This window comes from Clostridium sp. CM037 (assembly GCF_055081095.1).
Genome location: NZ_CM143650.1, coordinates 3308079 through 3329505, shown reverse-complemented (window position 1 = coordinate 3329505; position 21427 = coordinate 3308079). Strand labels below are relative to the sequence as shown.

The window sequence follows — 21427 nt, the reverse complement described above, 5'->3', positions numbered from 1 at the left end:
GAGAAGTTACAATTAATAGCTAAATGTTCAATTTAAATAAATTCGATTGATTTATATTAAATAGTATTATATACTGTTTGTAGTGGAATAAAAAAAATGTAAAAAAATCGTATATGATGAAATAAGTTATACTTTTATGCTTGTTTTGTGATCAAATCAATCAAGTTAAAACTTATATTTACGTTATTTATTTTTTGTAACTTACGGTGTAATCGTTATATTTTTATTTTTTATAACTTGCAATGTAATCGTTATACATACAAAGAAATGAAAAAATTTTAATGATTTATGCAATGTGAAATTATATTAGAAATCTAATAGCTAATCAAAGAAAACTTTCAAGGAAATATGGAAGTTTAAAATGACACACTAATGTGTATGATCAAAAATTACATAAGAAAAAATTAACTCTTTATCAAAATTTAAGACATAATTTTTATTTTGAAATTTTGTTGAAGTTTTAAAAAAATATCGAAAGGGGGAGCTACTCTCAAATTATTCAACAGTAATTATTAACGTACGAAAATTTAATTTATAATTGTATATATATTAAAAAAACTGCGTAAATGAAATTATTAATTTATTAGTGAATATATTTGACCATATTTTGAGTAGCATATATGTTTAATGAGTTTATTAAAACTATCACCAGTATTTTTAATGGCGGGATTGATGATGTCCAGAATGGATGCATTAATTGCAGCTCCAATTTCAGTAATTTATGCAGCTATAATAGCGGCAATAACTTGTAAGTTCAAATTTAATGATATTGTTGATTCTGCTGTGGAGAACGTAAAAGAAATGCAATTAGTTTTTTTTATACTAATGCTAGCATATGCACTAGCAGAAGCGTTTATGTCAACAGGTGTTGGAGCTGCGATAATTAATTTAGCACTTACGCTTGGAATAACGGGTAGAACAGTAGCGCTTACAGGCCTTTCAGTAACAGCTGTTCTGTCAATTGCAACAGGATCTTCATGGGGAACATTTGCAGCTTGTGCTCCAATTTTCCTATGGCTAAATCATATAACAGGTGGAAATATAATGCTTACTACAGCTGCTATTGCAGGAGGAGCTTGCTTTGGAGATAATATAGGACTTATTTCAGATACAACTGTTGTAAGTTCTGGTATTCAAAGTGTTGATGTCACTGATAGAATAAAGCATCAAGGTGTATGGGCTCTTATAACGTTAGTAATAACGGCAGGTATTTTCTACTTTGTAAGTGTGTCAATGAACCTTCCAACTATAGTTGGAAGTTCATCCCAAGCAATAGATCAAATCCCAGAAAGTGTGTGGAAATCCCTTGAAGCAGCTAAACCATCAGCAGTAGTACTATTAAATCAAGTTAAAACCGGAGTTCCAGTTTACATGATTATTCCACTATTGGTAGTGCTTGTAGTTGCGGTAAAGGGAATGCCAACACTTGCTTGTTTAGGACTTGGAATAATAACATCGTTAATCCTTGGATTAACAGCTGGAACAATAACAGACATACCTCAATTTTTAGAATTAATGAAAAAAGGATTCGCAGATGCAGGTTCATGGGTTATAGTAATGATGATGTGGATTGGAGCTTTTGCAGGTATAATGGGTAAAATAAATGCATTTGCACCATTGTCAAGATTGGTTTCGAAAATGTCATGCAACGTAAAACAACTTATGTTTTGGAACGGTATGCTTTCAATTCTTGGGAATGCAGCATTAGCAGATGAAATGGCTCAAATTGTAACAGTTGGACCAATAATTAAAAATCTTCTTGAAGACAACGTAGAAGGTAGTGAAGAAGACTTATATACGCTACGGCTTAGAAATGCTACTTTTGGAAGTTCTCTTGGAGTATTTGGATCTCAGCTTATTCCATGGCACGTATATATCGGATTTTATGTAGGGATAGCCTCTGCAGTTTATCCATTATACAAATTTGCTCCAATTGATATAATAAAATATAACTTTATGGCTATGGTAGCAGTATTTTCATTATTAGTTCTTACAATAACAGGTTGGGATAGATTTATACCCCATTTCAAATTGCCAAGGGAACCTGATGTAAGATTAAAGAAAAATGTAGAAGAGGAAGTAAAAGAAGAACGTTCTGCATAAAAGTAAATAAACATATCTTTATAAAAAGCTCACTGAAAAGTGAGCTTCTTTTTTATTGTAAAATTTTAATCTTATAGTTATTTTTTGATTATTTCTAAGTTAAATTTAGGATATACAATAATTGATGCATTGAATGTTGTAAATAAAACATACTACTTATAACATAAAAAATTATAAATTATAAATTATTATAAATTTTATAGTTAAGGGGGAATCAAATGAAGAGGTTCACAAAAACAACTTCTATATTGGTAGCAATTGGATTATTATTTAATAGCTTCAGTAATGTCGCACTAGGTGCGCAAGTCGTACATGGTACACAAATCGCACTAGGTGCGAAAACGAAGCAGGTAAAATTAAATAATTCATTGTCAGTTATAAGTGATAAGGAAGAGTTGAAAACAGGAAAAAGTATATCAGGCTTTAAGTTAGAGTCTAAAAAATGGCTTCCCGATGTACACTCAACTGCCATGATATTTAAGCATATTAAAAGTGGGGCCAAACTGATTTATTTACAGAATGAGGATGAAAACAAAGTATTTTCAATAAGTTTCCGTACTCCAGTGAATGATAATACTGGTGTTAACCACATTATTGAGCATTCAGTTTTATGCGGTTCAAAGAAGTATCCTGTTAAAGACCCGTTTTTAATTATGACTAAGCAATCACTAAGTACATTTATAAATGCGTTTACAGGACCAGATTTTACAATGTATCCAGTAGCAAGTAAGAATGAAAAGGATTTTGACAATTTGATGAGTGTATACATGGATGCAGTGTTTTATCCAAATATATCTAAAAATCCTAAAATACTTAAACAAGAAGGGTGGCATTACGAGGTTAATAGTAAGACAGGAGAGTTACATTATAATGGAATAGTATACAATGAAATGAAGGGGAATAACTCTTCTCCAGAGGTAATATTATCTAATACTATTAATCAATCGCTTTTTAATGAAAATTCATACAGTTTTGAATCGGGAGGTAAGCCAGATAATATTCCTGACCTAACCTACGACAAATTTATCGAAACATATAAAAAATATTATGTTCCATCAAATAGCTCTATATATTTATATGGAAAATTGGATATTGAACATACATTGAAATTTATGAATGATAATTATCTGAGTAAACTTAAAAAAACAACAGTGGATAGTAAAATTAAATTACAGAAACCTTATGAAAATGAAAAAAAGGTTGAAAAAACAGCTTTATATCCTGTGGCTAAAGGTGTAGGTACAGCAGATATGACGTACTTATCATCTAATTATATGATCGATAAGGTAACAGATGTAGAAAATATTTTAGGTTTTCAAATATTGCAAGAGATTCTTTTGAATACTAAAACTTCACCTCTAAGGAAATCATTATTAAATAATGGGATTGGAGGGGATGTCTATGCAAGTTTTAACCCCTCAACTAAGCAACCAACTTTCAGTATAATTGCTACCAATGCAAATGAATCAGAGAAATATAAATTTAAAAGTCTTGTTGATGATTCCTTAAAACAAGTGGTAAAAGAGGGGTTTGATAAAGAATTAGTAAATTCAGTATTCAGTGCTGTAGAACTAAGTTTGCGCACTCAAAATTCGGATGCTAACAGAGGTATGAATTATATGTCTTCAGCTTTAAATTGCTGGAATTATGATGTGAGTCCTACAGAATATCTAGAGATTACCCCAGCACTTAATAAAATAAAATCTAAAATATCCGATGGGTATTTTGAAAAGTTAGTACAAAAATATTTATTGGATAATAAAAATAATTCATTAGTTGTTTTAAAACCTTCTAGTGGATTAAATGAAATAAAAGAAGAAATGGTAAAAAAGAAACTTTCAGAGTATAAAAAATCACTATCGCAAATTGAATTAGCTACAATTAAAAAAGACGCAGAAGAATTAAAAAAATGGCAGGGAACATTAGATTCAAAAGAAAAATTATCGAAAATACCAACGCTTACACTTAAGGATTTAAATTTAAAATCAGAAGAAATTCCAACAAAAGAAAAACTAGAAGGAGGTATAAAAGTATTAAGTCATCCGATGTTCACTGATGGAATTACTTATTCTAATTTATATTTTGACAGTTCAAAGGTTCCTCAAAACAAAGTATTATATTTGAAATTACTTGCGAGTGTTTTAGGAAATATTAGTACTGAAAAATATAATATTATGCAACTTTCAAATAAAATGATGAAGTATACCGGGGGAATTGCCTTTAATTCAACATCATTTAAAAATAATACTGATAGTAATAAATACTCTCCTAAAATGAGTGTTTCAGTAAATTCTATTAATAATGCATTACCAAATTCCTTGGAACTATTAGATGAAATAATGAATCATAGTAAGTTTGATGATAAGGAACGGATGAAAGATTTAATTAAAAAAATAAGAGTAAATTATGAATCTATGTTTGTTAATGAAGGTAACCGAATTGCAATAAAACGTACATTGTCCTATTTATCATATAGTGGTAAGTATACTGATTTGGATTATTTGCCTTACTACGATTTTATTTGTGATTTGGATGATAACTTTGATGTGAAATTTGAAGAAACGGTAAAAAATTTAAATGATGTTAAAGATATTGTATTTAACAAAGAGGACTTGGTTGTAAGTTACACTGGAGATGAAAAAAATTATGAAGAATTTGTTATTAGTCTTAATAAATTAGGAGAAAGAATTAAGGATAAAAAATTTCCTAAGCAGAAATATGAGTTTGATTTTTCGAAAAAGAATGAGGCTTTTATAATTCCATCTCAAGTGCAATATGTGGTTAAGGCTGGTTGTTTTAAAAAAGCAGGGTACAACTATAATGGACATATGAAGGTTCTTGAAAATATTTTAAATAGTGATTATTTATGGCAGGAAGTTAGAGTGAAAGGCGGTGCATACGGTGGGGCTATGAGTTTTACAAAGGACGAGGTATTGTTCTATTCTTACCGCGATCCAAATTTAAAGGAGACATTAAACACATTTGATGATGCTGTAAAATTTTTAAAAAACTTTAAAGCAAGTGAAAAGGATATGACTAATTATATAATAGGAACGATAGGAAGTATGGATTCTTTAGCAGGGCCATCTTCTAAAGGTCTAATGGGGGACAATATGTATTTTACAGGAACTACTCAAGCTGATATTCAAAAGCTACGTGATGAAGTGTTAGCGACTACCGCGGGTGACATAAGAAACTTCGCGGATCTGTTGGATACTATAAAAAAACAGAAATTACACTGCGTTGTTGGTAGTGAAACTAAAGTAAATCAAAATAAAGATTTATTCGATAGGATTATAGTACCTATTAAGAAGGCTAAACATTAATATTTCAGCTCCGCAGGAGATGATTAAATATGCTTTAAATTGCAGTATACATTTAGAAAAGAACATAAAGCGCAAGTTTTATGTTCTTTCTGTGTTTATGGTATAATTAAAAGAATATAAAACTTAAGAACTAGGGAGAAAATATGTTGAAAGAAGATATGATATTACAAATATTTAATGAAGGAACCAGTGGTAAAAATCATGCCAGTGGGCAAAGGGTCCTTAATAATGATTTGGTTTCTTCTGTAAATATTACAAATGAAGATAAATTAATATGTATAGATGGAAATGTGATTTCAGAGAAACTTTTTAATGAATATCACACGAAAATTGAGATGGATGCAGTTCGGAGAAGTATTTTTACTACATTCTGTAGCTGTTCTGATTTTGAAAGCAATGAGTTTAAAAAAGAAAATTATTGTTGCAAACATTTAGTAGCAACATTTTATAAAGCATTAGAGGATTTATCAAGTCACCCACTTTTAAGGGAAGATGATGTTATGAATCCAAGTACATTTAAAAATAGTAGTAATGTACTATCTATGCTTTTGGGCGATGAAAGACATAAAGAAGAAATTAAAATAGAGGTGTACATAAATAAAAATCAGTGGACTAGCGACCTTACAGCTGAGTTTAAAATAGGGTTAACTTCTATGAGTGCAAGTAATCTTTATGTTTTAAAGGATATCAATCACTTTTTATTAGGGTATTATAATAATATTCCTATAAACTATAGCAAAAATTTTACTTTTAATATGGAAAATCAAAAAATGTCCACAAAGGATAAAAGGATTATTGATTTTATTGAAATGTTAAAGACGATTGAGGGAACTCGGAGGCACGTTAACAGACGTGAAGACCGGTATGTAGATGGAAAAAACATAAATATTCCTAAATATCTAACCAGGGAATTTTTCGAAATTATAATTAAGCATAGAGTCTATTTAAATGATGGCTTTTTTTATAGACCTGTGGATACAGAAATTTTATATGAGTCTCCACCCCTAGATTTTGATTTAAAAATAATAAAGGATAATTATGTACTTAAATCTTCAAGCGGAATGCCAGCATCTTTAGGATCTAAGAATGATGTTTTCTTGTATGGAACAAATATATATATTCCAGATTATGAGTTTTGTTATAAGATAAGTCCGTACCTTCAAGTTTTTAATGAGGCAAAGGTCGTAACTATTACAAGATTTGAGGAGGAGAATATATTAAGAAGGCTGATTCCAGATCTTAATTTATTGTCACCGAGTGTTGTTTTATCTAAGGCTATAAAAGATAAAATAGTAATGGGTAAGTGCGAGTTTAGTTTCTACTTTAATCAGGAGGGGAAAGATATTACTCTAACATTAAAAGTAAAGTATGGAACTTTTCAGTTTAATATCTTTGAGGATTGCCTTGAAAAAATAGTATATAGGGATTATAAAAAGGAAGCTCAGGTTATATCAATTCTAAAAGTTTTAGGTTTTCAGGAGATAAGAAATAAGTTTTATTTCTTAAAGGGAGGGGACTATATATTCAAATTTTTTAAAAGTGATATTGGGAGACTTCAAGAAATAGGAGAAGTTTATTACTCCGAAAACTTTAAAGGTATAAAATCCTTAGGTGCTAAGGGTATTAGTGGAGATATTAAAAGCGGAAAGTATAATTATTTTGAAATGGATTTTAAAATAGGGGATATTGAGCCACGAGAAACTACAAATATACTAAGAGCTTTTAGAAATAATCTTAAGTATTATAAGCTGAAAAATGGTGAGTATCTTGATTTGGAGGAATTAGAGCTTTATAAATTCTTAAAGCTTTTAGATGTGATTACACCATCTGATAGTGATAATAATCATATTGAAATATCTAAAAGCAAAGGTATTTTCCTAGATGGTTATTTAAAGGAAAATAACATTAGATATATAAAAGGAAAAAAAGAATTAAAAGAGGTAAGAGATAAGATTAAGAATATTGAAAAATTGAATTTTAAAGAACCAGTTGATTTAAAAGGAAAATTAAGAGAGTATCAAAAGATCGGATATAATTGGTTTAAAACATTAGATTATTTAGGGTTTGGTGGGATTTTAGGAGACGAAATGGGTCTTGGTAAAACTATTCAAGCTATTACTTTTATATTAGCAAGTAAGGGAAGTAAGACTTTAATTGTAGCACCTACATCCCTAATATATAATTGGATAAGCGAGTTTGAAAAGTTTGCACCTAGGTTAAAGGTTGCTGCGGTTAATGGGTTAAAGGACGCGCGAGAAGAAATAGTAAATAATATAGAAAATTATGATGTGATTATAACTACCTATAACCTATTAAAGAGGGACTCGGAAAGTTACAAGGTATTAGAGTTTGATTATTGCATACTTGATGAAGCTCAAAATATAAAAAATCCAAACTCTCAAAATGCAATAGCTGTGAAGGAGATAAGGGCGAAGACAAGATTTGCACTATCCGGTACACCAATAGAAAATTCTCTTATGGATTTATGGTCTATATTTGATTTTATAATGCCAGGATACCTATATGATCAAAAGAGATTTAGTGTAAGATACCATAAAAAGCTTAAGGAGAGTCCGGAGATATTAGAAGATTTAAATAGGCTTATAAAACCTTTTATTTTAAGGCGTCTGAAAAAAGATGTTTTAAAGGAATTACCTGATAAAATAGAAAAAACGCTAATAGTAAGTTTAGAGGAGGAGCAAAAGAAAGTTTATAAAACCTATGCAAATCATGCAATGGAACTTATTGAAAAGAAGGTGAAAAATGATGAGTTTAAAAATAGTAAAATAGAGATACTTTCGTATATAACAAAGTTAAGACAAATATGTTTAGATCCAAAAGTACTCATGGATGATTATAGTGGTGATAGCGCAAAAATAGAAGCTCTAGTGGAACAACTTCATAAGAGTATAGAGGAGGGGCATAGAGTACTTGTTTTCTCTCAATTCACCTCTGTTCTTAAGAATATACAAAAAAGACTTGTAGTAGAGAGAATAGCTTTTAGTTACTTGGATGGATCAGTGCTGTCAGAGAAGAGAATAAATTTGGTAAAAGACTTCAATGATGGCGAAAATTCTGTATTTTTAATAAGCTTAAAGGCTGGAGGCACAGGCCTAAATTTAACTTCTGCAGATGTAGTAATTCACTTTGATCCTTGGTGGAATCCAGCAGTAGAAGAGCAGGCAACTGATAGGGCTCATAGAATAGGGCAAAAGAATGTGGTGAGTGTTATAAAAATTATAGCTAAGGGCACAATTGAGGAAAAAATTCTGTCACTTCAAGAAGAGAAGAAAAAGCTTATATCAGAGCTTATGGGGGATGAACTATCTGGCGGCGAAGGTTTTGCAGCCTTAAGTGAGGAAGAGATATTTGGATTGTTTGAAATGAAAGAGTAAAACTTGATTATAAATTCTTTTTATTGTAAAGTTAGGTAATAATACTATTTTAAATTTATGAGGTATTTTATGAAAAATAAGATTAAGGACATTTTACTGATTATTAATTATATACTATTTACTGGGATATTTTTAATAACTGCGCTTTATAACGCTGAAAATCAATTGTTAATTATTACTTTAACCTTCTTATTTTTAACATCTTACACTATTAGAGTGTTTTTCATATATGATAGTGAAAATCATAAAAATTTAAGTTGTTTTTCTTTAATAATAGATTTTATATTTATATTTACACTTAATCTAAATGATAACTCTCATCTATCTTTATGTTTATATTATTTTATGTTGGAAGATATTGTTCTAAATTTCAAATTAGCATTTGGTATAATTGCTTCAATTTTTTCATTTGTACTTTACTGCGTAACTTTAAGTATTATGGTGGATTTTGAATTTGCAAGTATCATTGTGAAAATATTTTTAAGTCTATCAATTTTTTCTATGATTTATTTGATGTTTTTCCTTGTGAGATATTTATTAAAGCAAGCAGAAATAATTGAAGTCTCTTTAAATGAAATAACTATGGAGAAATTAGAAAAAGAATGCATATATATGAATTTAAAGGATGCATATGAAAAGTTAGAGATGATGACTATTATTAAAGAGAGAAATAAGATAGCACGGGAAATTCATGATACAGTGGGGCATACATTAACCACTGTATTAGTAGAAATAGAGGCTAGCAAAAGGCTGATGAAGGTGAATTCGAATTTATCAAAAGAGAAACTTTGCTTAGCACAAAGTCAAGTGAGAAAGGGTCTTAATGATATTCGTACCTCTGTCCGGGTGCTTGAAAAAGGTGATGAATTACTGGAGTTTTATCCTTCATTAGAAGCGCTCATTAAGGATACTCAATTACACTCAGGGGTCGTAATTAAAACTGAAATAGACTCTTCATTAAATTTAAATAAACAAGCGAAAAATGTAATTTTATCTTCTCTACTAGAGGGGCTTACCAATGGGATTCGTCATGGTAAAAGTAATGCTTTTTTGTTTAAACTTATAAAAAAAGATGATAAAGTATGTTTTTCTCTTGAAGATAATGGCGAAGGTGCAGGTACATTAAACTACGGATTCGGGCTTCGCGCTATGCGAGATAGAGTTTATGACTTAGAAGGAAGCTTTGACATTAATTCTGATGTGCAAGAGGGCTTAGAACTTCTCATTACACTTTCTTATTCTAAAGCTTGCCTTCAATAACTTTTAGAAAAATGTAATAATATTAAATGCTTTATTTTTGGGGGAGGCTTTTATGGACAAAATAAGAGTGTTAATTGCAGATGATCAAACCCTTATGAGGGATGGACTTAAGACAATACTTGAACTAGAGGAAAATATAGAAGTAGTGGCCCTTGCAAAAGATGGGGTGGAGGCACTAGAATTATGCTCTGAAACTAAACCTCAGGTGGTGTTAATGGATATAAGAATGCCAAATATGGATGGAGTACAATGCACCAAATTAATAAAGGGAAAATTCCCTAATATAATTATACTTATTCTTACAACCTTTGATGATGAAGAATTCATTGTTAAAGCTTTAAGCAATGGTGCAACTGGTTATATTTTGAAGGATATAGAAGGGGATGGACTTATAAAAGCGGTGAAGGATGCGTACACGGGTGCTTTTATATTGCCCTCTAAAATTGCTATAGTGCTTGCTGGTAAAATAGTCAAAGAGTACAGTAATGACAATCAAAAAAATATTAAGAATCGTGAAGCTAAATTATTAAGTTCTTTTGGACTTTCAGAAAAAGAAATTGAAATTGCAAAAATGCTATCTCAGGGTTTTACCAATAAGCAAATTGCATCTTCATTATACATATCTGGTGGAACAGTGAAAAACTATGTAAGTAATCTTTATAGTAAAATAGGCATTTCTGATAGAACATCAGCAGCGATATATATTAAGGATTTACTTTTGGAATAGATATACATTAAAAAAGTAACCCTGGTCATTTTATTTTGTGACCAGGGTTACTTTTATATTACTCCTAAAATTGGTATTATTTTATTAGAAGGTAATTATAAAAAACATGCTATGAAAGGAGTTAGTAAAATGAAACCTTTATCATCTTTAAGTTATTGTAAAAATAACAAGAAAAAACTTATTACGTCTACCATATCAATATTAGTGGCCGTTTCATTTTTATATATTTTCCAGACCTTTGTAAAATCTATAGGAGACTCAATGCAAGAGCTAAATGTAAACCCATATAAAAATCATATGACAGTGCAAAGTATGGGAAAAGACAAACCAATACCAGAAAGTATCATGAGGACACTTAAAGACAACTCTAATGTAGAAAATATAATCCCATTTGTTTCATATCAAACACGCTATGATATACCCGGAAGTTCAACCAATGCTCCCATTTTAGGTATACGACCTGAAAATATAGAATATGTTATGAAAAAACACAACATAACATTAAAGGAAGGAAGACTACCACTGGAAAATCATAAAGAAGTGGCACTAGATTATAGAATATCAAAAAATAAAAATGTAGAGATCGGGGATAAAATAGGGAATTCTATTGATAAAAATGATGCCTTAAATGGTGAGTATACAGTGGTAGGAATAGTTGAAGGCGATGCGTATTTATCATTTATGCCTTATAACATTAATATAGCCAAAATAAATACCAAGGATACAATTACAGCGGAAAAATCGATATTAGTTTTTCCAAAGGACAATAAAGTAAAAGATGTGGATAAACTGCTACTAAGTTTCCCTAAAAAGGAGGTAACAGTGATGACTTTAAGTGGAATAATTAAACTTTATAATGAAATAGCATCTATAATGCGTACATTAGATATGATTTGTATAATTGCGATTATAGTAATGGTTATTTCCGCTGGAAGCTCTAAATATGTAGAATTTTTTAGTAGAAAACAGGAACTTGGTATCTTAAATGCCATGGGGTATACCAAGGTGGAACTAATGAAGAAGGTATTTTGGGAAGTGTTTATTGTAAATCTACTAGGATTTACTCTAGGGCTAATTTTAGGATGGTTGTCTTCTATCTTAATAAATGATGGAACATTTGGAGCGGTTGGAGGGGTTTCAGTACACTATTCTTCAAAAGCTTTATATATGGCAATTTATATACCACTATTTACAACATTATTTACATTAATACCTGTAAACAGAATGATAAGTAAGCTAGATCCTATAGTAATGATAGAAGGAATATAAAAAAGGAGTGAATCATTATGTTATTTAAAGTAGAAAATTTAAATTTGATATATGATATTGGAAAAGAGGTTCAGACATATGCTTTAAGAAATATTAATCTTTCATTGGAAGAAAACAGGTTAATAGGCATAATGGGACCATCTGGTAGCGGTAAAAGTTCATTGCTATATTCATTAGCAGGACTTAAAATTCCATCATCAGGCATCATAAGTTACAATAATATGAAATTTAATGAATTATCTATTTCTAGAAGTACAGAGCTTAGGCGTAAAGATTTTGGGTTTATTTTCCAAAGGCATTTTCTTATAGATTATATGAGCGTAATAGATAATGTATTAACACCAATAAATGACAATAGTACTCGTGCAAAAGAAAAAGCTTTGGGTTTATTAAAAAAGCTTGGCATTGAGCATTTGGCAAACAAAAAGCCCCATCAATTATCTGGTGGACAAAGACAAAAGGCTGCAATTGCTAGAGCACTTATAAATGACCCTAAAGTAATTTTTGGTGATGAGATTACTGCATCTTTAGATCATTCTAGTGCAAGGGAAGTAATGAAGCTACTAGACGCATATAAAAATAATGCCTTAGTTATTGTTGTAACACATGATGCTTCCATACTTGAAAATGCAGATGATATAATTAATATATGGGATGGGGCTGTTACCTCAATTAAAAAAAGAGGAATGGAGGGATGTAATGAATCCGCTATCAGCCTTTAAGTATATTAAGAATAATACTTTTAAAATATTGCCAATACTAATGTCTATAATGGTGGGTGTTTTACTAATTTATTTTTATTCACTAATAAATAAAAGTACTATTGAGCTAACAAAGATAACAGCGACTAATATTTTTAGTAAATACACAACAGTGTCTAGCAATAATGAAGATCCTATTCCCAAAGATTACTTAGACAAAATAACTAATGATAATAATGTAGGGTATATTGTCCCTCTAATTGGTGAGTATGGTTCTCTTCAATATAGTGGCTTTTTGGGTTCAATGTCTATAGAGGTTTTAAATTTTTATGAAAAGGATATATCGAGGGTTCTTACTACCCTTGATATGAAACTAATTCAAGGTAGACTTCCTAGGACCAATAAGAATGAAATCATTATTCCTAAAAAATATGCTCTGCAAAACAAATTAAATACAGGAGATTATATTGGCTCAGAGATATCCGCAAGCTACCAAATAGAAGGCAAATTTAAAGTGTCAGGAATTACAGATGGTCCAGTAATGCTGGCGGTAGTCAGCGATAATAAGAATAATATTCTTAGAAGTGCAGTAATGAAGCACTCTATAGCATTTTCGGTTAAAAATATAAAAGATAAAAATTTAATTAATTATTTATCTAAAAGTACACCTAAAAGTATTTTGATTAGGGATTATTACAGTCTTTCAACGCAACTGGATGAAATTCTAAGGCCTATGAATAGTTTATCATTTATGCTTAATATGATAATAATAGTAGTGCTATGTATATCACTTGGAAATTTGAATTACATTAACTTCCTTAATCGAAAATACGAATTTGGAGTATTATTAGCTATAGGTTATAAAAAAAGTACACTTTATTTTAAACTTTGGAAGGAAAACGCTACGGTATGTTTACTTGGATATATATGTGGAATACTATTAACTACGCTTATAGCTTTTATTTTGAATTTAACTGTACTTTATCCAACTGGTAAATTTATTCCTTTATGGAGTATTTCTGGTGCAAAGGTAGCACTGTTTATACCAATAATTGTATCGTTTCTAAGCTTAATTGCACCTATTAAGGAACTTCGAAAAACCGACCCAATTGATGTAATTGGAGGTTAAGGGATATTAAAGTAAATATGAATAATGTAATTAACTAATGCTCACAATAAGTAGAGGTGAGATTATGGATGGAAATAATGATATAAAAGAAATGAACAAATTTTTAAAGGGCATACACATGGGAGGTACTACTTTTAAGGATTATCTCCGTAAAGCTAAAGAGCAAGAGCTCAAAAATGAACTAGTTCAAATTATAGAATCATTTAAAAGACATGAAGAGGCAATTACCAATAGGATAGAAAAGTTAGGTGGTAATGCTTCCGATACTCTTGGGGTAATGGGCACTATGGCGGATTTTTTTGAGAAAATTAAACTTATACCCGTAAACACTGATTTGGAAGTGTGTGAGCATGCAATAGATGCTATGGAAATGGGAATAAAGCAAGGCAAAAAGTTTATAGAGCAGAATAAGGATCTGGATGCTAGTCTAATGAGCGAAGTAAAAGCTGTTGTAGCTGACTATGACAATCATTTAAGAAAAATACAAGAAGCAATGAGAATATGTAAATAGTAAAATGCTCTCACATATAAGGAGGCCACTGAAAAACTATAAAAAAAATCGTCATCGAATTAAAGATGGCGATTTTTTTTATGTAAAAGACTAAAAACAAAAAGGAATTTTAAAAGATATGTCGAATTAGTATAGTAGACTAAAATAAAAGGGGCTATACTATTATGCTAAAAGGACAATTGGAAATAAAAATAAATACATACCATAGCTTATATTCGTTAATTATTCCGGAAGATAACATTTTAAAGCAAATTAATGACCTTGTTGACTTTTCATTTGTTTATGATGAATTGGTGGTTAACTATAGTTCATCTATGGGTAGAGGTGCTATTAACCCCATAATGCTATTTAAATATTTACTTTTGAAAGTAATATATGAATTGTCTGATGAAGATGTTGTTGAAAGAACTCTTTATGATATGTCCTTTAAATATTTTCTAAATTTAGCCCCAGAAGAAACAAATTTAATAAACTCAAGTACATTAACTAAATTTAGAAAGCTTCGCCTTAAAGACATGAATTTATTGGATTTATTAATAAACAAGACTGTAGAACTTGCTATAAAAGAGGGAGTTTTAAAAAGTAAAGCAATAATAGTTGATGCTACGCATACCAAGTCACGTTATAACCAAAAGTCAGCGAGCGAAGAATTATTGAAACGTGCAAAAAACTTAAGAAAAACATTGTATGGAGTACATCCTGGTATTAAAGAAGAGTTACCTAATAAAGTTACAACTGGAGTACTTGAAGATATTCTTGAGTACTGCAAATTATTAATTGATAGCATAAACGAGAAGCCAGAAACTGCAGCAAATCCAGCTGTGAAAACTAAATTAAACTACTTAATGGAAGCTATTAATGATGACTTAGAAAATCTAAAACTATCAAAAGATGAGGATGCAAAAGTGGGGCATAAAACTGAAGATAGTTCTTTTTTTGGATATAAATCACACCTTGCTATGAGTGAAGAACGTTTAATTACAGCAGCTGTTATTACAACTGGCGAAAAAAGTGATGGAAAGGAGCTCATAGCCTTAATAGAAAAAAGCCGTGAGGCTGGTATAGATGTTAATGAAGTAATTGGAGATACAGCTTATTCTGAAATGAAAAACTTAAAATATACAAAAGAAAATAAAATTGTATTAATTTCAAGACTAAATCCTGTAATTTCACAAGGAATGCGAAAAAAAGAAGATGAATTTGAGTTTAATAAAGATGCTGGTTTATTTGTATGTCCGGCAGGCCATATGGCTATTAAAAAAGCAAAACAGGGAAAGAAGAATGTTGGTAAAAATCAAGTGCTAACTTACTATTTTAATGTAGAAAAGTGTAAAAATTGTGTTCATAAAGATGGGTGCTATAAAGAAGGTGCTAAATCTAAAACTTATTCGGTTTCAATAAAGTCAAATACTCACAAAGATCAAATAGAGTTCGAAAAAAGTGAGTATTTTAAAAAACGTGCTAGAGAACGTTATATGATAGAGGCTAAAAACAGTGAACTTAAGCACCAGCATGGCTATGATGTAGCAACATCGTCAGGTTTAATTAGCATGCAAATGCAAGGTGCGTTATCAATCTTCACTGTGAATCTAAAGAGAATAATCAAGTTGAAAGGCATGAAATAAGGCTTTTTTAACTTAAATATAAAAATATAAAAAGAAAAAGCATGAAACATCCAAAAATATGGGTATTTCATGTTTTTTCTGTTCAAGCCTAAAAAACTTACTGAAAAGAGAGTGCTTTTTTCAGTGGCCTCCATATAAGGTGGGAGCATTTTATTATTAAGCGACATTACAACAGCGAAGGAGATGATTTAATACCTATGTACATATTTTTTAATACGGTATAATGGCATTTATACCATTCATTTTCAGGTTCCAGTTCATATGCTTTTGCTGCATATTTTAAGGCTATTATTCGATTTTCCATAGCCATACATACTTTTGATTTTCCAAAATATGCAACACTTCTAGTGATATCAACTTCAATGGCTTTATTATATATTACAAGAGCCTCTTTACCCTTATGTAGAGAGAGTAGTGCACTTCCTTTACCACATAGTGCATCATAAAAATCAGGACTTAGTTTTAGGGATTCATCAAAACATTCTAAAGCTTTTTCAAAATCGTTAATAATAGCTAAAAATTCTGCTTTTTTTAAATATATGTTTGTATTTTGTTTATCGGCCTCAAGAAGTTTTTCACAATAGTAAATACATTTATCAAAGTCACCAGTTAAATCGTTTATATCAATTAACTTCCAGTAGCCTTTTGGGTCACCAGGGACTAACTGTAAATATTTATTTATGCATTTTTCAGCTTCGTAAGCTTCGTACATTTCAATATAAGCTTGAGCTTTGACAAAATAAGCCTGCGCATATTCCGTGTTGAGGAAAATGGCTTTATTAAAATTTTTGAATGCTTTTTCAATTTTCCCATCATTGAAAAGCCCCTTGCCTCTTTCTATATATTCTTTAATTAGGGTTTCATCATCGCTTAAACGGATACTAGTTTTCATTAACATGCTCCTTTCAATTGCAATCACACATTAAAATTATTGACATAAAAGGAAACGGTATACATGTGACTGGAATGAAATAAATGTTTTTATCTTAAATGATAATATTTACAAACATAAAAGGGTATAGTATTCTGTAAATAAAGGTACTATTGAAAAAATACAAGAAGTATTAGAATGGAGGATTTTTTATGATAATAGACTGGCTTAAAGGCTTTGATCCCGTAGTTCAGGCTCTTTTTGCAACATTATTTACTTGGGGTGTAACTGCTTTAGGAGCGTCTTTAGTATTTTTCTTTAAAAATATAAGCAGAAAGGTGCTAAATGGTATGCTTGGTTTTGCAGCAGGAGTTATGATTGCTGCCAGCTTTTGGTCATTGCTAGCGCCTGCTATAGAGATGGCAGAACAAACAAGTACACCATCGTGGATTCCTGCAGCAGTAGGGTTCCTCGCAGGTGGGGGTTTCCTTTTGGCAGTGGATAAAATTTTACCACATCTACATCTTAATCAACCAATAGAACAGGCGGAAGGGATTAAAACTAGTTGGCAAAGAAGTATTTTATTGGTACTTGCAATAACGCTACATAACATACCAGAAGGACTTGCGGTTGGGGTTGCATTTGGAGCAGTAGCAGCTAATATTCCTTCAGCTTCATTAGCAGGAGCTGTTGCACTGGCAGTTGGTATTGGTATTCAAAACTTTCCAGAAGGGGCTGCCGTTTCTATACCATTAAGACGAGAGGGTTTCTCTAGGTTTAAAAGCTTTATGTACGGTCAGGCGTCAGGGATAGTTGAACCTATAGCAGGAGTGATAGGTGCATTTGCAGTAATAGCTATGAAACCTATTCTTCCCTATGCACTATCCTTTGCAGCAGGTGCTATGATTTTTGTAGTTGTTGAAGAACTAATACCCGAATCACAACAGGATTCAAAAACAGATATTTCAACTATAGGTGCTATGGTAGGGTTTGTAATTATGATGATATTGGATGTAGCTTTGGGATAATGTAAAAATATGATAAAAGTATGTTGATATATAAATATCATTTAAATAAAGGCGGCGCTATGGAAAAGTTTAGTGGTAATTTAAATTCTCTAAAAAAACTAGGTGTTATTTTTAGTATATCAATTTTAAATGTCAGAAATAAACGAATTTATAGATAAGATTAAGATTAAATTAGGAGTTATTAATTTTGTTCATTTTGTAATTACTAATTACTACATAATACCCATATTTCATCTTGTTATATTTTTATCACGTGTGATATACTGATTTTGTTAAGGAATGTAACAATTAAAAAATAAGGGGGAGATTCGTATGAAAATTAAAACAATAATACTATCACTAGCTGTAGGTGCTACTTTATTAGTAGGATGTGGCGCTAAAGAAGAAGCAAAAACTGATGTAGTAACAACAGCTTCAATAGTAGATACTCAGGCAGCTTTTGAAAATGCAATAAGCAGTAAAGGTACATGGATTATTGCAACGCTTAAGGATTTAACTGTTGATAAAGATCTTGTAGTTGAAGGTGATTTTAAAAACACTAAAGAGCCAGCAGTTGCACAACGTAAAATAGGTCTATACACACAAGATGATAAACATGTAGTAACAGCTAGATTCACTTTAACTGCTCCAAAATTAACTTTTAGTAGTCCTGCGGGAAGCATAGAACATGGAACTTTCAAAGGTGACCTTTATGTAACAGCAAGTAACTTTCAGTTAAAAGATGCTACAGTAGACGGAAATGTATATTTTACTACAGATGAAGCTAAATCTACATTTAAAATGGATGATAAAAGTAAAGTAACTGGAGTTCAAGAATTGAAAAAATAAAGTATAAAGTATAATTTGTACTTTTAAAAGTACTCAAATTGAAGGCAGATATGCATTAGTAAAACTAATGGGCATCTGCTTTTTTTTAATACAATCTACACTTTATTGCAGAATATTTATAAAACTCTTCTTATTATAATTAATGTCTGCTATAATTAATTGGTTTGTATAAAAAGTTAACAAAAATATGTTTAAATAGAAAGGTAAATAAAAATGATAAAGTTTAAAGAGCTAGGACTTAGCGACGATATACTAAATACGATTAAAATTCAAGGAATTACTGAGCCAACGCCTATACAAGAGCAAAGTATTAGGCTAATAAAAGGCGGTAAGGATGTTATAGCAGAGGCACAAACAGGCACCGGAAAAACACTTGCGTTTCTACTGCCAATGTTTGATAATATGTCAAATGATATAAATACGATTCAAGGATTAATAGTGACTCCTACAAGAGAACTTGCAATACAGATAACTAGTGAAGCTAAAAAGCTTGCAGAAGGTAAAAATTTAAATATTTTGGCAGCGTATGGTGGCAAGGACATAGGTGCACAGCTGAAAAAATTAAAAGGAAATATTCATTTAGTAATAGCAACACCAGGAAGATTACTAGACCATCTTAGTCGAGGTACGGTAAGGCTTGATAACCTTAAAACCATAGTATTAGATGAGGCGGATCAAATGCTTCTTATGGGATTTAAAAATGATGTGGAGTCTATCTTAGAAAAAACACCAAAAAACAGGCAGACGCTATGTTTTTCAGCAACTATGAGTTCTGATGTGAAAAAAATGGCTTATAAGTATATGAACGATCCTAAAGAAGTAATTATTAAAAAAGAAGAGACAACACTTAAAACTATAAAACAATTTTTAATAGAAACTACGGATAGACGCAAACAAGAAGATTTATGTAAAGTAATGGACGAAGATAATCCATTTATGGCCATCATTTTTTGTAGAACTAAAAGAAGAGTTGATGATCTTGAGATGGCTCTTTATAAAAAAGGTTATAATTGTAAAAAACTACATTCTGATGTAACTCAATCAAAAAGAGAAAAAATAATGAAAGAGTTTAAGAAGTGTGATATTCAGTATTTAATTGCCACAGATGTAGCAGCAAGAGGCCTTGATATAAATGGAGTTAGTCATGTTTATAACTACGATATGCCTGAAAGTGCAGAAGGATATATCCACCGCATTGGAAGAACAGGAAGAGCTGGCGAAGAAGGATATACATATTTATTTTCAGCTCCAAAGGATAAAGTTCTTTTAGATGCTATAGAAAAGAAAATAAAAGGTAAAATTCCTAGAAAAATTTTGTAGTGAATTTAAATGATAAAATACTTAAAGCTAATTTAAATTAACTTTAAGTATTTTTATTTATATTAAGTTATAATTTTTAGTTTTACTATACGATTTTTACTGGTGTTTTGTATAATAAATTTTGTGTCATTATAATTTATTGTCTCGCCTGTCTTTGGAAGTCGCCCTAGTATGCCGGTAACGAAACCGCCTATGGAATCAAAATCCTCTGATTCTATATTGAGGCCTATCATTTCATTAACCATGCTTATTTTTGTGTCACCATCAACAATATATTCATCTTCTTTGATAACTTCGATTTTATCTGTATCATCGTCGTATTCATCATCTATATCTCCCACAATTTCTTCTACTAAATCTTCGATTGTAACAATTCCAGAAGTTCCACCGTATTCATCTAATAAAATGGCTATAGGAACTCGTTTTGCACGCATATCTGCAAATAAATCTACGGTGCTTTTGTACTCATACGTAAAGTAAGGGACACGCATATGTTTCTCTATGCTGAATTCTTCTCTTCCATCTTCGAAGAAAATTAAATCTTTAATGTATAAAACGCCAATAATATTATCAACAGTCTCTTCATATATAGGCAATCTAGAAAATTGCTCTTCCCTGAAGATTTTTATGAGCTCTTCGTAAGTAGAGGTTACATTTGCTACAATCATATCAGTTCTTGGAGTCATGACATCTTTTGCTTGCGAATCTCCAAATTCAAATACATTATAAATCATTTGCTTTTCTTCGCCTTCTAAAACACCTTCCTCATGACTTACACTAACCATTGTTTTTAACTCTTCTTCAGTAATAAAAGGTTTTACCTTAGTGACTTCCCCACCAAGTACTTTTATTATTGTATTTGTTATATAAATTAAGACTGTAATAAGGGGATTTAAAATGAAGGTAATTAGACTTAATGGCCGAGCAACTTTTAAAGCAATTTTTTCGGAATTTTGTGCAGCTAATGATTTTGGTGTTATTTCCGCAAAAATCAATACAAGAATTGTCATAATAGCGGTCGCAATAGCTACCCCAGAGGCTTTATAATAGTGAATGGCTAGGGAAGTTGCTAGTGCAGAAGCACCTATATTGGAAATGTTATTCCCTACTAAAATAACGCCTAAAAGTTTACTTGGATTTTCAAGTAATTTACTAATTCGCTCAGCACCACAAACTTTTGAATCTACCATATGCCTTAGCCTTATTTTGCTTAAAGTCATCAAAGCAGTTTCAGAAGCAGAGAAAAAGGCTGAAAACAGTAATAAAATTACTAAAGATATAATTTGCCACGTACCATCGGGGTCCATAATATATTTCACGCTCCTTAAGATATA

Annotated in this window: 15 protein-coding genes; 13 read left to right on the top strand and 2 right to left on the bottom strand. The window is 30.8% G+C overall.

Going from position 1 to position 21427, the window contains the following annotated elements; genetic code table 11:
• Positions 1–627: 627 nt before the first annotated feature.
• From ACWJKP_RS15965 to ACWJKP_RS15920, 10 genes are all read left to right on the top strand, one after another.
• Positions 628–2103 (top strand): Na+/H+ antiporter NhaC family protein, encoded by a 1476-nt coding sequence (locus tag ACWJKP_RS15965; RefSeq protein WP_165413115.1) that lies wholly within the window; start codon positions 628–630, stop codon positions 2101–2103.
• Positions 2104–2321: 218 nt separating this feature from the next.
• Positions 2322–5429: an insulinase family protein gene (locus ACWJKP_RS15960; RefSeq protein WP_165413116.1), complete on the top strand. Its 3108-nt coding sequence runs from the start codon at positions 2322–2324 to the stop codon at positions 5427–5429.
• A 143-nt stretch (positions 5430–5572) separates the two neighbouring features.
• The gene (locus ACWJKP_RS15955; RefSeq protein ID WP_165413117.1) at positions 5573–8824 is read left to right on the top strand and encodes a DEAD/DEAH box helicase; all 3252 of its coding nucleotides are present in this window, start codon (positions 5573–5575) and stop codon (positions 8822–8824) included.
• 69 nt (positions 8825–8893) lie between these two features.
• A complete protein-coding gene (locus ACWJKP_RS15950; protein ID WP_462960495.1) occupies positions 8894–10084 on the top strand; it encodes a sensor histidine kinase in 1191 nt (396 codons plus the stop codon).
• A gap of 52 nt (positions 10085–10136) precedes the next feature.
• The gene (locus ACWJKP_RS15945; RefSeq protein WP_165413119.1) at positions 10137–10811 is read left to right on the top strand and encodes a response regulator transcription factor; all 675 of its coding nucleotides are present in this window, start codon (positions 10137–10139) and stop codon (positions 10809–10811) included.
• Positions 10812–10940: 129 nt separating this feature from the next.
• Entirely contained in the window at positions 10941–12080 is a 1140-nt protein-coding gene (locus ACWJKP_RS15940) for an ABC transporter permease (RefSeq protein WP_165413120.1), read from the top strand.
• Between the two features lie 17 nt (positions 12081–12097).
• Positions 12098–12802 (top strand): ABC transporter ATP-binding protein, encoded by a 705-nt coding sequence (locus ACWJKP_RS15935; RefSeq protein WP_165413121.1) that lies wholly within the window; start codon positions 12098–12100, stop codon positions 12800–12802.
• Positions 12780–13910, top strand: a complete 1131-nt coding sequence (locus ACWJKP_RS15930) for an ABC transporter permease (RefSeq protein WP_165413122.1) — start codon at positions 12780–12782, stop codon at positions 13908–13910. Before ACWJKP_RS15935 ends, ACWJKP_RS15930 begins: the two co-directional genes overlap by 23 nt.
• Before the next feature lie 64 nt (positions 13911–13974).
• Complete coding sequence (locus tag ACWJKP_RS15925; RefSeq protein ID WP_165413123.1) at positions 13975–14421, top strand: DUF2383 domain-containing protein; 447 nt, start codon at positions 13975–13977, stop codon at positions 14419–14421.
• A 164-nt stretch (positions 14422–14585) separates the two neighbouring features.
• The gene (locus tag ACWJKP_RS15920) at positions 14586–16046 is read left to right on the top strand and encodes an IS1182 family transposase (protein WP_224578778.1); all 1461 of its coding nucleotides are present in this window, start codon (positions 14586–14588) and stop codon (positions 16044–16046) included.
• 166 nt (positions 16047–16212) lie between these two features.
• Here ACWJKP_RS15920 and ACWJKP_RS15915 read toward each other — a convergent pair whose 3' ends face one another.
• Positions 16213–16938 carry a tetratricopeptide repeat protein gene (locus ACWJKP_RS15915; protein WP_165413159.1) on the bottom strand — a complete coding sequence of 242 codons (726 nt, stop codon included), beginning with the start codon at positions 16936–16938 and terminating at the stop codon, positions 16213–16215.
• Positions 16939–17129: 191 nt separating this feature from the next.
• Here ACWJKP_RS15915 and ACWJKP_RS15910 point away from each other — a divergent pair, with 191 nt between their 5' ends.
• The 3 genes from ACWJKP_RS15910 to ACWJKP_RS15900 all read left to right on the top strand — a co-directional run bounded on the left by ACWJKP_RS15910 (position 17130) and on the right by ACWJKP_RS15900 (position 20093).
• A complete protein-coding gene (locus tag ACWJKP_RS15910) occupies positions 17130–17945 on the top strand; it encodes a ZIP family metal transporter (protein WP_220286506.1) in 816 nt (271 codons plus the stop codon).
• 312 nt (positions 17946–18257) lie between these two features.
• A complete protein-coding gene (locus ACWJKP_RS15905) occupies positions 18258–18773 on the top strand; it encodes a hypothetical protein (protein WP_165413158.1) in 516 nt (171 codons plus the stop codon).
• 213 nt (positions 18774–18986) lie between these two features.
• Positions 18987–20093, top strand: coding sequence for a DEAD/DEAH box helicase (locus tag ACWJKP_RS15900; protein ID WP_165413157.1), 1107 nt, complete (start codon positions 18987–18989; stop codon positions 20091–20093).
• A 62-nt stretch (positions 20094–20155) separates the two neighbouring features.
• On the opposite strand, the gene ACWJKP_RS15895 is transcribed toward ACWJKP_RS15900, so the two are convergent.
• Positions 20156–21400 carry an HlyC/CorC family transporter gene (locus ACWJKP_RS15895; protein WP_165413161.1) on the bottom strand — a complete coding sequence of 415 codons (1245 nt, stop codon included), beginning with the start codon at positions 21398–21400 and terminating at the stop codon, positions 20156–20158.
• Positions 21401–21427: the final 27 nt, after the last annotated feature.

Excerpts from the sequence above, each read along its gene's own strand:
- ACWJKP_RS15900 (WP_165413157.1), top strand. The coding sequence starts at position 18,987 with ATGATAAAGTTTAAAGAGCTAGGACTTAGCGACGATATACTAAATACG.
- ACWJKP_RS15925 (WP_165413123.1), top strand. The coding sequence starts at position 13,975 with ATGGATGGAAATAATGATATAAAAGAAATGAACAAATTTTTAAAGGGC.
- ACWJKP_RS15930 (WP_165413122.1), top strand. The coding sequence starts at position 12,780 with ATGAATCCGCTATCAGCCTTTAAGTATATTAAGAATAATACTTTTAAA.
- ACWJKP_RS15935 (WP_165413121.1), top strand. The coding sequence starts at position 12,098 with ATGTTATTTAAAGTAGAAAATTTAAATTTGATATATGATATTGGAAAA.
- ACWJKP_RS15910 (WP_220286506.1), top strand. The coding sequence starts at position 17,130 with ATGATAATAGACTGGCTTAAAGGCTTTGATCCCGTAGTTCAGGCTCTT.
- ACWJKP_RS15915 (WP_165413159.1), bottom strand. The coding sequence starts at position 16,938 with ATGAAAACTAGTATCCGTTTAAGCGATGATGAAACCCTAATTAAAGAA.
- ACWJKP_RS15955 (WP_165413117.1), top strand. The coding sequence starts at position 5,573 with ATGTTGAAAGAAGATATGATATTACAAATATTTAATGAAGGAACCAGT.
- ACWJKP_RS15895 (WP_165413161.1), bottom strand. The coding sequence starts at position 21,400 with ATGGACCCCGATGGTACGTGGCAAATTATATCTTTAGTAATTTTATTA.
- ACWJKP_RS15960 (WP_165413116.1), top strand. The coding sequence starts at position 2,322 with ATGAAGAGGTTCACAAAAACAACTTCTATATTGGTAGCAATTGGATTA.
- ACWJKP_RS15950 (WP_462960495.1), top strand. The coding sequence starts at position 8,894 with ATGAAAAATAAGATTAAGGACATTTTACTGATTATTAATTATATACTA.
- ACWJKP_RS15945 (WP_165413119.1), top strand. The coding sequence starts at position 10,137 with ATGGACAAAATAAGAGTGTTAATTGCAGATGATCAAACCCTTATGAGG.
- ACWJKP_RS15905 (WP_165413158.1), top strand. The coding sequence starts at position 18,258 with ATGAAAATTAAAACAATAATACTATCACTAGCTGTAGGTGCTACTTTA.
- ACWJKP_RS15965 (WP_165413115.1), top strand. The coding sequence starts at position 628 with ATGAGTTTATTAAAACTATCACCAGTATTTTTAATGGCGGGATTGATG.
- ACWJKP_RS15940 (WP_165413120.1), top strand. The coding sequence starts at position 10,941 with ATGAAACCTTTATCATCTTTAAGTTATTGTAAAAATAACAAGAAAAAA.
- ACWJKP_RS15920 (WP_224578778.1), top strand. The coding sequence starts at position 14,586 with ATGCTAAAAGGACAATTGGAAATAAAAATAAATACATACCATAGCTTA.